Annotated in this window: 11 protein-coding genes; 3 read left to right on the top strand and 8 right to left on the bottom strand. The window is 63.5% G+C overall.

All coding sequences use genetic code 11. From position 1 onward, the window contains the following. Positions 1–3 precede the first annotated feature (3 nt). The 3 genes from M5B42_RS16580 to M5B42_RS16570 form a co-directional block, all read right to left on the bottom strand. On the bottom strand, positions 4–1,200 hold the full coding sequence (locus M5B42_RS16580; RefSeq protein ID WP_248746446.1) for an MFS transporter: 1,197 nt from the start codon (positions 1,198–1,200) through the stop codon (positions 4–6). A gap of 258 nt (positions 1,201–1,458) precedes the next feature. Continuing rightward, the gene (locus M5B42_RS16575; RefSeq protein ID WP_248746445.1) at positions 1,459–2,091 is read right to left on the bottom strand and encodes a PQQ-binding-like beta-propeller repeat protein; all 633 of its coding nucleotides are present in this window, start codon (positions 2,089–2,091) and stop codon (positions 1,459–1,461) included. Positions 2,092–2,100: 9 nt separating this feature from the next. Beyond that, positions 2,101–3,321, bottom strand: coding sequence for a helix-turn-helix domain-containing protein (locus tag M5B42_RS16570; RefSeq protein WP_248746444.1), 1,221 nt, complete (start codon positions 3,319–3,321; stop codon positions 2,101–2,103). Between the two features lie 122 nt (positions 3,322–3,443). Between M5B42_RS16570 and M5B42_RS16565 the strand changes: the two genes are divergently transcribed. The 3 genes from M5B42_RS16565 (at position 3,444) to M5B42_RS16555 (ending at position 6,276) form a co-directional block, all read left to right on the top strand. Beyond that, positions 3,444–4,241 (top strand): thioredoxin family protein, encoded by a 798-nt coding sequence (locus tag M5B42_RS16565; RefSeq protein ID WP_248746443.1) that lies wholly within the window; start codon positions 3,444–3,446, stop codon positions 4,239–4,241. Positions 4,242–4,246: 5 nt separating this feature from the next. Next, positions 4,247–4,513: a hypothetical protein gene (locus M5B42_RS16560; protein ID WP_248746442.1), complete on the top strand. Its 267-nt coding sequence runs from the start codon at positions 4,247–4,249 to the stop codon at positions 4,511–4,513. 116 nt (positions 4,514–4,629) lie between these two features. Continuing rightward, complete coding sequence (locus tag M5B42_RS16555; RefSeq protein ID WP_248746441.1) at positions 4,630–6,276, top strand: SulP family inorganic anion transporter; 1,647 nt, start codon at positions 4,630–4,632, stop codon at positions 6,274–6,276. Between the two features lie 30 nt (positions 6,277–6,306). On the opposite strand, the gene M5B42_RS16550 is transcribed toward M5B42_RS16555, so the two are convergent. The 5 genes from M5B42_RS16550 to M5B42_RS16530 form a co-directional block, all read right to left on the bottom strand. Then, on the bottom strand, positions 6,307–6,492 hold the full coding sequence (locus M5B42_RS16550) for a ribbon-helix-helix protein, CopG family (protein WP_103496126.1): 186 nt from the start codon (positions 6,490–6,492) through the stop codon (positions 6,307–6,309). 132 nt (positions 6,493–6,624) lie between these two features. Beyond that, positions 6,625–7,503, bottom strand: a complete 879-nt coding sequence (gene yghU / locus M5B42_RS16545) for a glutathione-dependent disulfide-bond oxidoreductase (RefSeq protein ID WP_152738693.1) — start codon at positions 7,501–7,503, stop codon at positions 6,625–6,627. A 20-nt stretch (positions 7,504–7,523) separates the two neighbouring features. Continuing rightward, complete coding sequence (locus M5B42_RS16540; protein ID WP_248746440.1) at positions 7,524–9,011, bottom strand: efflux transporter outer membrane subunit; 1,488 nt, start codon at positions 9,009–9,011, stop codon at positions 7,524–7,526. Then, a complete protein-coding gene (locus M5B42_RS16535) occupies positions 9,004–10,176 on the bottom strand; it encodes an efflux RND transporter periplasmic adaptor subunit (protein ID WP_248746439.1) in 1,173 nt (390 codons plus the stop codon). Before M5B42_RS16535 ends, M5B42_RS16540 begins: the two co-directional genes overlap by 8 nt. A 1-nt stretch (position 10,177) precedes the next feature. Then, positions 10,178–13,366 (bottom strand): efflux RND transporter permease subunit, encoded by a 3,189-nt coding sequence (locus tag M5B42_RS16530; protein WP_248746438.1) that lies wholly within the window; start codon positions 13,364–13,366, stop codon positions 10,178–10,180. Between the last annotated feature and the right edge of the window lie 203 nt (positions 13,367–13,569).

The following is a 13,569-nucleotide window of genomic DNA, read 5'->3' as shown; positions in this document are numbered from 1 at the left end:
GGCCTAGGTTTCGCGCACGTTTGAAAGCGCCAGGCTGCCCAACCAGCGGCCGGTGCTGATGATCCACACCAGTGCGGCAATCAGCCCGGTGCTGAACAGCATGCCGTGCACGCCGCCATCGGCGATCAGCTTGCCGGCCACGAAAGGGAAACCAAAAACCCCGAGGAAATAGGCCAGGCTGAACAGCAACAGCGCCTGCGCAGTCAGCCCCGACGGCGCTTCATTGGCCGCCAGCCCGTTGATCACCGAGTAGTTCAGTCCGTAGCCGATGCCCAGCAAAGCCGCCATGGCGCCGTAGCTCAGGCTGTCGTGTACCCATTGGCCAAAACCGAGTACCGCCAGCAGCATCAGCGTGGTCAATACGCTGGACGCAGCAAACGGATTGCGCTTGACCACCCAACCGGCAATCAGCAGCCGACAGGCGATGGCAGCCCCCATGAAGCAGAGGAAAAACAGCGAATAGTCGAGTCCGAGGCTGGCGGCATAGCTGGTTTGAAAGCTGCCCAGGCCACCGAAGATCGCACCGCCCAGCCCGACCATCAGGATCGAGAACACGGACCTGGAACGCAGCACCTGAACGGCTGACGTAGCGCTGATCTTGATCGCCTGCCGTTGATCGCTGCCCTCCTCGTCGCGACCACCCAGATGCCAGAAATACAGGCCACCGAGTATCGCGGTGGTGGTCGCGCAGAAGAACGCCGTCTGGATCGGCAAACCGAAGTAGCCGGCGAGCTTGCCAGTGATGGGACCGCTGCCGATACCGGTCAACATGCTGCCCGAGAGCAGGGCAAAACAGTGGGTACGCCGCGCGGGTTCGATCATTGCCGCCACCATGATCGGTCCCAGCGTGTAGAAAATTCCCCAGCCCAGTCCCAGCAGCAGGCCGCAAAGCTGCAGCGCGACACCCAGCCCTTGAACCAGGGCAAATCCGAGCGAAGCACAGGCCAGGCACATGGCAGCCAAGGCGACGCAGCGCGCCGCCCCCCAGCGATTCATCATATGTCCCGAGCCGATGACCGCGACCAGGGTACTGAACATTGCCGTGGCAATGACCTGCCCGGCATCGTGCTCGTTGCCACCGAAAGACTTGACCAGCAAGGCCAGCAGGAAGGTCGAGCCGTAGGCGACCGAAAGCAGGAAGCTGGCCGCGCAGAAGGCGCCAAACCCGGAGGTGGGACGACTGGGTGAAAAGGAAGTCATGGTTTTTTCCAGGCCTGTTTCAGTGTGCTTTTAGCACTGCCTGGCTGAGCGTTAGCTAGGGAAATAGCGGAGTAAAGATAGAAAAACTTGTACGCGATGGTACCCGGACAAGCACCGCAAACTTCAAGGGCCTCATCGCTGGCAAGCCAGCTCCTACAGGGGATCGGTGGTAGCCATGATAGTTTGCGGTGATGCACGGACTTGTGGGAGCCGGCTTGCCGGCGATGGCGTCCGGATAAGCGCCGCAGGTCCTGCGGCTTATCTGGGCCGACGAACCGCCCGGAGCTTGCCGCTGTTTCCGCCACCACAAAAAAACCGATCCTGGCCATCGGACTCAAGCCCCGACACCCCCATGCCAGCCGGCATATCGATCCGCTCCAGCAGCGCGCCCGTCTGCGGATTCACCCGCCGAACATCGCTCTTGTCGTCTTCCCAGGTACCGTGCCAAAGCTCGCCATCAACCCAGGTCACCCCCGTGACGAAACGCTTCGATTCGATAATGCGCAGAACCGCCCCGGTTTCGGGATCGACCTGATGAATCCGACGCCCCCGATGCTGCCCGACCCAGAGCGTTCCCTCGGCCCATGCCAACCCGGAGTCACCACCATCGCCGGGGGCCGGTATGCTCGAAAGCACCTCGCCGGTCTTCGGATCGATCTTGCGGATGCGCCCCTCGGCAATCTGGAACAGGTATCGGCCATCAAAAGCGGTGCCGGCCTGCGCGGCGACATCGATCGAGCGCACCACCGCCCCGGTTTCCGGATCAAGGGCATTGAGCCTGTCACCCGAGGCAAACCAGACGTGCTGGCCGTCATAGGTCACGCCCGCAACCGAGTCGGCCCCTGGAAAAGGCCCGTATTCACGAAGAATTTCAGCTTGAGAGTTTTTCATGACCTCAGTCTAGTCGCTGCCCAGCGGCCCCGGGAGTAACAACGTTGACGGGAACCCCGGCACGGACGGGAGCGTCCAGCGGCAGGCCGGCCCACGACCGAAAGCCTGCACCTTGCCTGTCGTCACCAGGGCTTCGAGCGCCCGCTGCACCGTGCGCGGGCTGCTCCCCAACGCAATCGCCAGGGCCGAACTCGACCACGCTTCACCATCGGCCAAAAGGGCGAGCAGCGAACCGTGCCGCTCCTCGACAGGCGGCGCCAGGATAACCACCTCATGGGCCTGTCGCGGCATAAGCACAAAGCCCTCGCCGGTCGCCCTCACCTGCGCGAACCCGCGAATCTCACCCCGCAACCGTCCTATTTCGACCCGCAGCCGGACCCGGTGTGATTCATCGGCTTCCTTGCCGCGAAATGCCCGGGCGATGAGCGCCTGCCGCGAGACCGCACCCGGCCAGCTCTCGGCGAGGGCACGGAGCAACGCGAACAGGACCGGTCGCGTCGTCAGCGATACCTGGGTGTGACCTTCAACCACAGCGTAGCGGCAGGCATCCACCACCAACGCCGCGGAGGCAAACAGTTGCTCGACTTCTTCCAACAGCAGCAAACGCGCCTCACCCCCCGTGATCAGACGTGCCGCAGGTATCTTCAGGACCTGCGAGGCGCTTTCGACTTCAGCCGCCAATACGCCGATACCCGCCTCATGGGCGGCATTTTCCGCCCGCTGCAACGCAGCGCGTGCCGCCGCCGTGTGCAGGCGCCGGATGGCGATCCCGGCGCAGGCCAACTCGTAAGCGGCCCTCAAGGGTGGCGCCAGCAATCTCGGCTCAAGCGCGTCCAGCAGACGTTCGGCCTGGCCAAGATGACCGGTCAACAGCAGGCGCCGGGCTTCGAGATGACGCGCATGCGCGGCATTCAAGCGATCGCCATACCCCTCGAGAACCGCCCGCGCGTCGGCGAGTGCCTTGACCGGCCAGGCCAGGTCACGGGAGACCAGTGCAATCTCGGCTTCGGCGACAATGCAGCGCGCCCTCGCCACCGCCTCTTGCGGCCCGAAGGCACGGACTGCCAGCTTGAGCAGCGCCCTGGCACGCACCAGATCACCCAACTGCGCCATGGCAATGCCGCGCAGCGCAAGCCCGGGCCCGTCGTCGCGCAGGGCCACCCGCTTCAAGGCGCCGAGGACATCCCCGCTGGCAAGCAGCCGCGCCGCCGCCGTGATCATCGCGTCCATGGGCATCCCGTCAAACTTGTCACTCCCGCCATCTGCCAGGCCCGTCCTAGTCTGTTAACGACCACCCCGTAACCGCTCGCACAACCGATGGTACGACGAGCACTGGCAAATGGAGAACCATGATGAGCACACAGAAGATTGGCACACGCGAAGAATGGCTGGCGGCGCGACTCGACCTGCTGGCCGATGAAAAAGAACTGACCCGGCGCGGCGACGCCCTGGCCCGGCGACGCCAGGCACTGCCCTGGGTACGGATCGACAAGGCCTACCGCTTCGACACCCCGGCGGGCAACGTCTCACTGCTGGAGCTGTTCAAGGGCCGTTCGCAGCTCCTTGTCTATCACTTCATGTTCGGGCCTGACTACAGCGCCGGCTGCCCATCCTGCTCGTCGATCGCCGATGGTTTCAATGGCATCGTTGTCCATCTCGAACACCATGACGTCGCCTTTACCGCCATCTCGCGGGCACCGCTGGCCAAGCTGCAGGCGTTCAAGCAGCGCATGGGCTGGAGCTTCGACTGGGCCAGCTCGTTCGGCAGCGATTTCAACAGTGACTTCAATGTCTGGTTCAGCGAGGAGCAGCAGCGCGAAGGCGGCATCGTCTACAACTACCTGCGCGAGGCGCCTCTGGCGGGGCCACAGAGAGGCCAGACCGTCAAGGAGTGGCAACTGCAAGGTAGTGAAAGTCCGATTGCCCGGACCGCCGCCGCCACCGGCACCGACATAGCCACCTTCATTCGCGAACGACCCGGTCTCAGCGCCTTCGTGCTTGAAGAGGGCGAGATCTACCACACCTACTCCAGCTATGCCCGCGGGCTGGACGGTGTCTGGGGCATGTACCAGTGGCTCGACCGCGCGCCCAAGGGCCGCAATGAACAGGGTATCTGGTGGCGCCGCCACGACGAATACGATCAGGAGTAAGCAGCATGCTCTTGTCCAGTCGAACAAATGAAGATCGATCGAACGGAGCGCCAGCCGGCAATGCGCTGAGCATTGCCGACTGGATGTGCCTGGCCGCGGCCCCAACCTTCGCCGGCATGGCACTGCTCACGGCCCTCAGCCCGGGCACGCAGATGGCCTGCTCGTCGATGCAGGGAACCTTTGCCCTCGACGGCATGGTGACGATGTACCTGATCATGAGCGCCTTGCATCTACCGCCCTGGCTACGGCTGCTTTCCGGACGCTCCCGTTGATTCCACGACGGCGGACAGCAAGGATTCCGGCATCGACGGGGACTACAGAATCCTATTGCTGTTCTATTATCATCATATGTTAATGTTATGCACATGACCCCCGTGGAGCAAGCGTCATGATCGCGATACGAGAAGCGTGGAAATCCGGATTGCTGGGGCGCAAGCACTGGCCGCGTAATCTGGTCGCGGGGGTCATCGTGGGAATCGTCGCGCTACCGCTGTCCATGGCCTTTGCCATCGCCTCGGGGGTCAAGCCCGAACAAGGCATCTACACCGCCATTGTCGGCGGCCTGCTGGTGTCCTTGTTTGGTGGCAGCCGGGTACAGATCGCCGGCCCCACCGGTGCCTTTATCGTGATCCTGGCCAGTATCAGCGCCCGCTACGGCATTGACGGCCTGCAGATAGCGACGTTCATGGCCGGGGCGATCCTGCTGCTGCTCGGGATCACCCGGCTCGGCGCCATTATCAAGTTCATCCCCGACCCGGTGATCGTAGGCTTCACCGCCGGTATCGGCGTGATTATCTGGGTCGGACAATGGAAAGACTTCTTCGGCCTGCCGAAAGTCGCCGCCGGTCATTTTCATGAACAGCTCTGGCACCTGCTTCAAGCACTGCCGCAGCTTCACCCGGCGACAACCCTGCTGGCATGCCTGAGCCTGCTGCTGGTATTGCTCACGCCCAGGCTCCCCGGTATGAAACGCGTGCCCGGGCCATTGGTCGCGATGGTGGTCGCCACCGTCATGCAGTCGTTTTTCCAGTTTCCCGGGGTGGCCACGATCGGCAGCGCCTTCGGCGGGATCCCCCAGGGGTTGCCGACCTTGAGCCTGCCGGAAGTGACCCTGCCGCGAATCATCGAATTGATCGGCCCGGCGTTTGCCATCGCCATGCTGGGCGCCATCGAGTCGTTACTCTCGGCGGTGGTCGCCGACGGCATGGCCGGCACCCGGCATGACTCCAACCAGGAATTGATCGGCCAGGGCATCGCCAACCTGTTCAGCCCCTTGTTCGGCGGCTTTGCCGCGACCGGCGCCATCGCCCGAACGGCGACCAATATCCGCAACGGCGGCAACAGCCCCCTCGCCGGCCTGGCCCATGCGCTGACCCTGGTGTTGCTGATTTCCTTCCTGGCGCCATTGGCTTCGAATATCCCGCTGTGTGCCCTCGCGGCCATTCTGTTTGTCGTGGCCTACAACATGAGCGAGCTGAAGCACTTCAAGCGCATGCTCCAGCGGGCGCCACGGGCCGATATCGCGATATTGCTGATCACCTTCCTGCTGACGGTCTTCAGCGACCTGACCATCGCCGTGAATATCGGCGTCATTCTCGCCATGCTGCAATTCATGCGGCGAATGGCGTCTTCGGTGGAAGTGCAGAAAATGGTCGGCAAGGACCTGGAGGTCGAGCTGCGCCTCAACGGCCAGGTCGAGTTACCGCCCAATGTCCTGGTGTATGGCATCGAGGGGCCGCTGTTCTTCGGGGCGGCGGAGACCTTCGAACGGGTGCTGGCACAGACCCACACCGATCCCGGGACCCTGATCATTCGCCTGAATCACGTGCCCTTCATGGACATCACGGGCTTGCAGACCCTGCTCGAAGTCATCGAGCAGCTACATGGCCGAGACATTGTCGTGAAGTTGTGCGAAGCCAACGAGAAAGTCCTCGGCAAGCTGCGCAAGGCCGGGATACTCCAGGCGCTGGGGCCTGGGCACTATCATGCCGACTTCAATTCGGCACTGACCGCAACCCGTGAACCCGGGCAGTAAAGGCTGTCTGCCCGGCGTCGAACGGCCGTGTCATTGCACCTTGCCGGCGGTCTTGCTCTGGGTCGAATAGGAAACACCGTGGGTTTCCAGGTAGTCGCGAATCAGCTGGCGGACCACCTGGGACGGCGTCAGGTCCTGGGCAGCGCAAAGCTCCTCAAGGGCCTTTTTCTTGACCGGGTCAATGAGTACGGTCAAGCGTGCAGTCTTGCTTTCCATGGAGATACCGACACTCTGAAGCGGCTTATGATAATCAAATTATAATAAGCACGCTCCAGCTTGTCACGTCCTCACCCGGGCGGCCAGCGCACGCCACCTCATCATCTTGCTTAGACGCCGCTATCGACAGGGTTACTCGCTCGCAACAGCCAGCTTGTCCTGGGTGCGGGTAGCGAAATCGCTGGCATCGTGGCGCTCGCGCAACTGCCCGGAGAGCTCCCCGGACACCCGGTTGACCATGCGCCCACGCTGCACGGCGGGCCGTGCGTCGATAGCATCGGCCCAACGCTGGACATGCCGGTAATCCTGCACCGAAAGAAATTCCGCCGCCTCGTAGAGCCGACCTTTCACCAGACCACCGTACCAGGGCCAGATCGCCATGTCGGCGATGCTGTACTCGCTGCCCGCGATGTATTCGCTGACCGCCAGTTGCCGGTCGAGCACATCGAGCTGACGCTTGGTTTCCATGGCAAAACGGTCGATCGCATATTCGATCTTGGTCGGCGCATAAGCATAGAAATGCCCAAAACCACCGCCCAGGTACGGCGCGCTGCCCATCTGCCAGAACAGCCAGGACAGGCATTCGGCCCGGGCCGCGGGATCGGTCGGGAAGAACGCGCCGAACTTCTCGGCGAGGTACTGCAAGATGGCCCCCGACTCGAAGATGCGGATCGGTTTTGCACCGCTGTAATCCATCAGCGCCGGAATCTTCGAGTTCGGATTCACCCTGACAAAACCACTGCCGAACTGCTGGCCTTCACCAATATGGATCAACCAGGCATCGTATTCCGCCCCTGAGTGACCGAGGGCCAGCAGCTCTTCGAGCAGGATGGTGACCTTCTGGCCATTGGGCGTGGCCAGGGAATACAACTGCAGCGGGTGACGTCCGACCGGCAGGTCCTGGTCGTGGGTCGCACCGGCAATCGGCCGGTTGATATTGGCGAATTTCCCGCCATTCTCGGTGTGCCAGGTCCAGACCTTGGGTGGCAGATACTCCGATGGGTTCGTCATGCTCGATAGACTCCTTGGGTTCAATGGGGTGCCGTGGTGCTGCCTGCTGCAGCCTGATTGACTGCAACCTCGGGCTTGCCGTTCAACTGCGTGATGTTCCAACCACCGCCCAGCGCCTTGACCAGGCCGACATTGGCGCTCAACTGCTGGGTCTGCAGTTCCAGCACCGAACGCCGCGCTTCCAGCGAGGCGACCTGCGCCGTCACCACATCCAGGTAAGCCACGGCGCCCTGACGGTAGCGGGCCAGGGACAGGTCTTCGGAATACTGTGCGGCCGCGGCGGCGTCACGCTGGTCGACCAGGGCGTTGTCGAGCCCGGCGATGGTCGAAAGGTTGTTTTCGACCTGCTCGAAGGCACCGAGCACCACGCTGCGGTACTTGGCCGCCGCTTCATCGGTGGCGGCCTTGGCGATATCCACCTGGGCCTGGCGCGCACCACCGTCGAACAGGGTCGCCACCAGCGAAGGGCCAATCGCCCAGAACAGGTTCGGGGCCGTCAGCAGGTTGGCGAACTCGTCACTCTGATAGCCCCCTTGGGCGCTCAGGGTAATCGCCGGGAACCAGGCGGCCTTGGCCACGCCGATACGGGCGTTGGCCGCGGCGATCCGACGTTCGGCCGCGGCGATGTCAGGACGCCGTTGCAACAGCGTCGAAGGCAGGCCCGTGGGCACAGTGGGCAAGGCAATCGGCGCGGTGTTCGAGGCAATGGCATAGGTCGACGCCGACTCCCCCAGCATCGCGGCAATTGCATGCTCGATCAGCGCCCGCTGGACCCGGTTCTGGCTCAACTGCGACTTGACCGACGACAACTGGGTACGGGCCCGCGCCACATCCAGGCCGGAGACGATCCCACCACCGTGCAGCCCCTCGGTCAGGCTCAACGCCTTGGTATAGGCATCGCGGGTTTCGCTCAGCAACTGGTTCTGCCAGTCGAGGCCGCGCAGGTGGATGTAGTTGTCCGTCAACTGGGCCTGCAGACTCAAGCGTACCGAGGCCAGGTCGGCCTGTGACGCCTGGGCTTCGCTGACACCGGCCGCGACCGTGTCGCGCACGCGGCCCCAGAGGTCGACTTCATAGTCGACCTCGATACCCAGCGTTGCCGAGTCGTAGACATTCGGCGACGTGGCCGAGCGCAACGGGCGCGTATCCGACTGGCGTATACGCTGGCCATTGCCGATCGCCTCGACCTTGGGAAACAACCCGGAGCGGGTCTGGTCGACGAATGCCCTGGCCTGGACATAATGCGCCAAGGCAGCACTCAGGTCCGGGTTGTTGACCAGCAACTGCTGCTGCATCGCATCCAGTTGCGGGTCCTTGTAGATCCGCCACCAGCCTTCCCGGCTGGCCTGATCGTCGGGCGTGGCCAGCGTCCACGGGCCCTGGGTATGGAACTGCCCGGGCTCCGGGGTCTTCGGCACTTTCAGCTCCGGCGCCAGCGAGCAGGCGCCCAGGCCAAGGCTGGCGATCAGGTACAGGCCCGATGGCCACAGCAGGCTGCGCTTAGCCATGGGGCTTGGCCTCCACCCGCACCGCATCGTTGTCGCCCAGGCCATCGGGCGGCGTGTCGATCACCCGGTCGCCGGCGTCCAGGCCGCTGCCGATTTCCACCGTATCGCCGAAGTCGCGGGCGATGCTGATGGTCTTGAACAGCACATGATCGTTCTTGTCGAGGGTCGCGACCCGCATGCCGTGCTCATCGAACACCAGGGCACTGGCCGGCAGGCGCAGCACATCGGCCTGGACCGGCAGGTCGAACTGCACGCTGGTGTAGCCACCCGGCAACAGGCGACCGCCGGGGTTGTCCACCAGCAGTTGCACCAGGGTGCTGCCGGAAGCCGCCGTCACCGCGTCGGCGGTGGCGATCACCCGGGCGTTGAACGACTCCTTGCGGTACTCGGGCACCGTGAGCCGGGCCGTGGTGCCGATGCGGATCTGCGGCGAGAAGGTCTGCGGCACTTGCACATAGACCCGCAGGCGGCTGACATCCGAAACGGCAAACAACTCCCGCCCGGCGCTGCCACCGGCGCTGATCAGGGCGCCGACATCGGTGGAGCGCGCGGTGACCACGCCGTCGAAGGGTGCCGTCAGGCGCTGGAAGCCCTTGGTCGCGACCAACTGCTCGACACTGGCCTGGGCCGATTTGACGTTGGCCAGTTTCGCCGCCAGGTCGCCGGTGCGCTCATCGACATCCTGGCGCGACACCGAATCGGACGCCAGCATCGCCTGCCAGCGCTTGGCCGTGGTCTGCGCCAGCGTGGCATTGGCCTGGGCCGAGGCCAGGTTGGCACGGGCCTGCAGCAGTTGCTGGTCGAGTTCGGGGGTATCGATCTCGGCGAGCAGTTGCCCGGCCTTGACGTGGGCCCCGATATCGACTTTCCAGGACTTGAGGTAACCGTTGACCCGGGCAAAGATCGAGGCCCGCGAATACGCCTCCATCCGCCCGGGCAGATTGAGGACCGGCCCCTGGGGCTGGACGCCCGGGGTGATCAGGTTGACGCTGGGCAGCGCCTGGGCGTTGGTCCAGGTTTTCAGCTCCCGCGACTCGTTGGCCCGCACGCTGATGCCCAGCACCACGACGGCGACCAGCAACGCCAGTCCCAACACAAGAGCGATCAAACCACGGCGTGAGCGTGCGCGAGGGGGCGGATTGGGTACGGTGGTATCGGTGGACATGTCAGACCCCTTGAGCAGCAATGGCAGGTGATGCGGCGCGCGCATCGCGCCCATGGACAAGACTGAAAATCAGTGGAACCAGGAACAGCGTGGCGATGGTGGCAAAGCCCAGGCCGCCGATCACGGCGCGGCCCAGCGGTGCGTTCTGCTCACCGCCCTCCCCCAGGCCCAGGGCCATCGGCGCCATGCCGATAATCATCGCGATGGCCGTCATCAGCACCGGGCGCAGACGGGTAAAACCGGCTTCCAGGGCGGCCTTGAGCGGATCGCCGTGTTCGGCCAGGCGTTCGCGGCAGAAACTCACCACCAGGATGGCGTTGGCGGTGGCCACGCCCATGCACATGATCGCCCCCGTCAGGGCCGGCACCGACAACGGCGTGTGGGTCACGAAGAGCATCCAGACAATCCCGGCCAGGGCCGCCGGCAAGGCAGTGATGATCACGAACGGATCGCTCCAGGACTGGAAGTTGACCACGATCAGCAGATAGATCAGCACCACCGCGCCGAGCAAGCCGAACAGCAGGCCGTTGAAGGCCGAGTTCATGGTCTGCACCTGGCCCTGCAACTGTACTTTCGAACCGGTGGGGATGTCGCTGGCATGGGCCGCGATGATCTTCTGGATATCCGCGGACACCCCGCCCAGGTCACGGCCCTGGATCGAGGTCAGGATCTCCACCACCGACTGGATATCTGACTGGGTCACCACCGAATTGCTATGGCTGCGCTCGATCGACGCCAGGGCGCCGAGGGTCTGGTCCGCGGCGGCGCTGGCATTACCGGTCAGCGGCAGGTTGTGCAGGGCTGCCAGGCTGTCGAGGCTGTATTGTGGTGTCTGCAGGACGATCGGGTAGGACACGCCGTTGGCCGTGTTGAGCCAGAACGTCGGCGCCACCTGGCTGGAACCGGCGAGGTTGACCACCAGGCTGTTGGTGACGTCACGCTCGGTCAGGCCGACCAGTTGCGCCCGGGTCCGGTCGACATCGATCTTGAAGGTCGGCAGTTGCTGCGACTGTTGAAGACGCGCATCCACCACGCCGGGGACCCGGCGGATATCACGCAGCAGGCTGCTGGCGTAGGTGAAGTTGGCCGCCAGGTTGTTACCGCTGATCTGCAGGTCGATCGGCGCCGAAGAGCCGAAGTTGAGGATCTGCCCGACAATGTCCGAGGCCGGGAACGAGAACACCGCATTGGGGAACTCACGGGGCAGGGTCTCGCGCAGTTCCTTTATGTACTCGGCGGTTGGCCGATGTCCCTCTTTCAGGCTGATCTGGATATCGCTGTCCTGGGAGCCCACGGTCCCGGTGTTGTTGTAGGCGGTGTTGATACCGCTGATGGGCAAGCCGATATTGTCCACCAGCGCGGCCAGTTGCTCGGGCTCGATTATCGTGCGGACCGACTTCTCGATCTCGGCAATCAGCTGCGCGGTGCTCTCCACCCGTGTGCCCACCGGAGCGCGCACGTGCAGCAGGATCTGCCCGGAGTCGACCTCGGGGAAAAAGTTGCGCCCCAGGAACGGCACCAGGGCGAACGAGGCAACGACAAAGGCCAGCATCGCCACCACGACCGTACGCCGATGCTGCAAGGCACCTTCCAGGGCCCCGTGGTAATACCCGCGAAAGGTCTCGAAAGCCGCCTCGAAGCCGCGCTGGAACTTCACCAGCGGATTGTTCGACGGCGCTACATGGGGCTTCCCGTCATTCCCATGTACATGGGGTTTGAGCAGGTAGTTGGCGAGGGTCGGAACCAGGGTCCGCGAGAGAATGAACGAGGCGATCATGGCGAAGATCACCGCTTCGGCCATCGGCACGAACAGGAAACGCGCAACCCCGTCGAGGAAGAACATCGGTACGAACACGATACAGATACACAGTAGCGAGACAAACGCCGGCGTGACGATCTGCGCGGCGCCATCGAGTATCGCCGTCTCCACCGGCTTGCCGTGCTCCAGGTGCCAGTTGATGTTCTCGATGGTCACCGTGGCATCGTCCACCAGGATCCCCACCGCCAGCGCGAGCCCGCCCAAGGTCATGATGTTGAGGGTCTCGCCGAGCATCGACAGGGTGGCAATCGAGGACAGGATCGCCAGCGGAATCGACACGGCGATAATCACCGTCGAACGCCAGCTGCCGAGGAACAGCAGGATCATCAGGCTGGTCAGTGCCGCGGCAATGATCCCTTCGCGAGCTACACCGCTGATCGCCGCACGGACGAACAGCGACTGGTCGCCGATCAGGTCGATATTCAGGTTCGGCGGCAAGGCCGCCTTGGACTCGGCCAGCTTGTCCTTGATCCCGGCGATCACCCCCAGGGTCGAGGCCGAACCGGTCTTGAGCACCGGGATCAACACCGAGCGGTTGCCGTTGACGTGGACGATATTGGTCTGCGGCGGGTTGCCGTCGCGCACCGTCGCCACGTCACGAATCAATACCGTGGTACCGTCTGCGGTCTTGATCGGCAGGTTTTCCAGGTCGCGGAAGTCCGAAGGCGCGTTGTTCAGTTGCAGCATATATTCGTAGCTGCCGATCTTTTGCGTGCCCACCGGGGTGATCACGTTCTGCGTCGCCAGGGCGGTGGCGACGTCCTGGGCCGAAAGCCCGCGGGCCTGCATCCGCGCTGAATCGAGGTCGATCTGCACCTGGCGGGTCTTGCCGCCGAACGGATAAGGCACGGCCGCACCGGCCACCGAAGTGAGCAACAGGCGTACGGTATTGAGCCCCAGGTCGCCGAGCTTCTGTTCGCTGAGCCCGTTACCCGATAACGCCAATTGCACGATAGGGACCGTCGAGGCGCTGTAATTGAGAATCAAGGGCGGCACGGTACCGGGTGGCAGGTTGCGCAGGATCGCCTGGGACACCGAGGTCAGTTGCGCGTTCGCGGTGCTGATATTGACCCCCGGCTGGAAGTACACCTTGACGATGCCGAAACCGTTCAGCGACTGCGCCTCGATATGGCGGATGTCGTTGACCGTGGTGGTCAGGACCCGCTCGAAGGGCGAGGTGATACGGCCGGCCATCTGATCCGGTGGCAGCCCGGTGTACTGCCAGATCACGGCAATCACGGGGATGCGGATTTCCGGAAAGATATCGGTCGGCGTACGCCAGGCGGCCAGCGGCCCGACGATCAGGATGAAGATAGCCAACACCAGGAAGGTGTAGGGGCGCCGTAATGCAATGCGCACAAGGCTCAGCATAGGTGTGATCCAGACAGGGGATTGAACACGGAAGAAGGTACGTGATGCAGGCGAGAGGGACGCTGGCCGTAGCGCCCTGCTTCTGCCCTGTCGCCTTTTCCACCCGGGCAAATTGCCCTGACATCCAGGTCATAAAGAGGTATATGCCACGATATAGATCTTAGAGGCATACGCAAGTATATTTCTTGTCAGACAGGCCGTTT

This window comes from Pseudomonas sp. MWU12-2037, from assembly GCF_023242345.1.
GTDB classification, from domain to species: Bacteria; Pseudomonadota; Gammaproteobacteria; order Pseudomonadales; family Pseudomonadaceae; genus Aquipseudomonas; species Aquipseudomonas gingeri_D.
Note: the sequence above shows the minus strand (reverse complement) of the source record. Positions and strands in the feature narration are given on the sequence as shown.

Bases quoted from the DNA above. Each gene is read 5' to 3' on its own strand.
- M5B42_RS16530 (WP_248746438.1), bottom strand. From the start codon at position 13,366: ATGCTGAGCCTTGTGCGCATTGCATTACGGCGCCCCTACACCTTCCTG.
- yghU (WP_152738693.1), bottom strand. From the start codon at position 7,503: ATGACGAACCCATCGGAGTATCTGCCACCCAAGGTCTGGACCTGGCAC.
- M5B42_RS16575 (WP_248746445.1), bottom strand. From the start codon at position 2,091: ATGAAAAACTCTCAAGCTGAAATTCTTCGTGAATACGGGCCTTTTCCA.
- M5B42_RS16550 (WP_103496126.1), bottom strand. From the start codon at position 6,492: ATGGAAAGCAAGACTGCACGCTTGACCGTACTCATTGACCCGGTCAAG.
- M5B42_RS16580 (WP_248746446.1), bottom strand. From the start codon at position 1,200: ATGACTTCCTTTTCACCCAGTCGTCCCACCTCCGGGTTTGGCGCCTTC.
- M5B42_RS16535 (WP_248746439.1), bottom strand. From the start codon at position 10,176: ATGTCCACCGATACCACCGTACCCAATCCGCCCCCTCGCGCACGCTCA.
- M5B42_RS16560 (WP_248746442.1), top strand. From the start codon at position 4,247: ATGCTCTTGTCCAGTCGAACAAATGAAGATCGATCGAACGGAGCGCCA.
- M5B42_RS16565 (WP_248746443.1), top strand. From the start codon at position 3,444: ATGAGCACACAGAAGATTGGCACACGCGAAGAATGGCTGGCGGCGCGA.
- M5B42_RS16540 (WP_248746440.1), bottom strand. From the start codon at position 9,011: ATGGCTAAGCGCAGCCTGCTGTGGCCATCGGGCCTGTACCTGATCGCC.
- M5B42_RS16570 (WP_248746444.1), bottom strand. From the start codon at position 3,321: ATGGACGCGATGATCACGGCGGCGGCGCGGCTGCTTGCCAGCGGGGAT.
- M5B42_RS16555 (WP_248746441.1), top strand. From the start codon at position 4,630: ATGATCGCGATACGAGAAGCGTGGAAATCCGGATTGCTGGGGCGCAAG.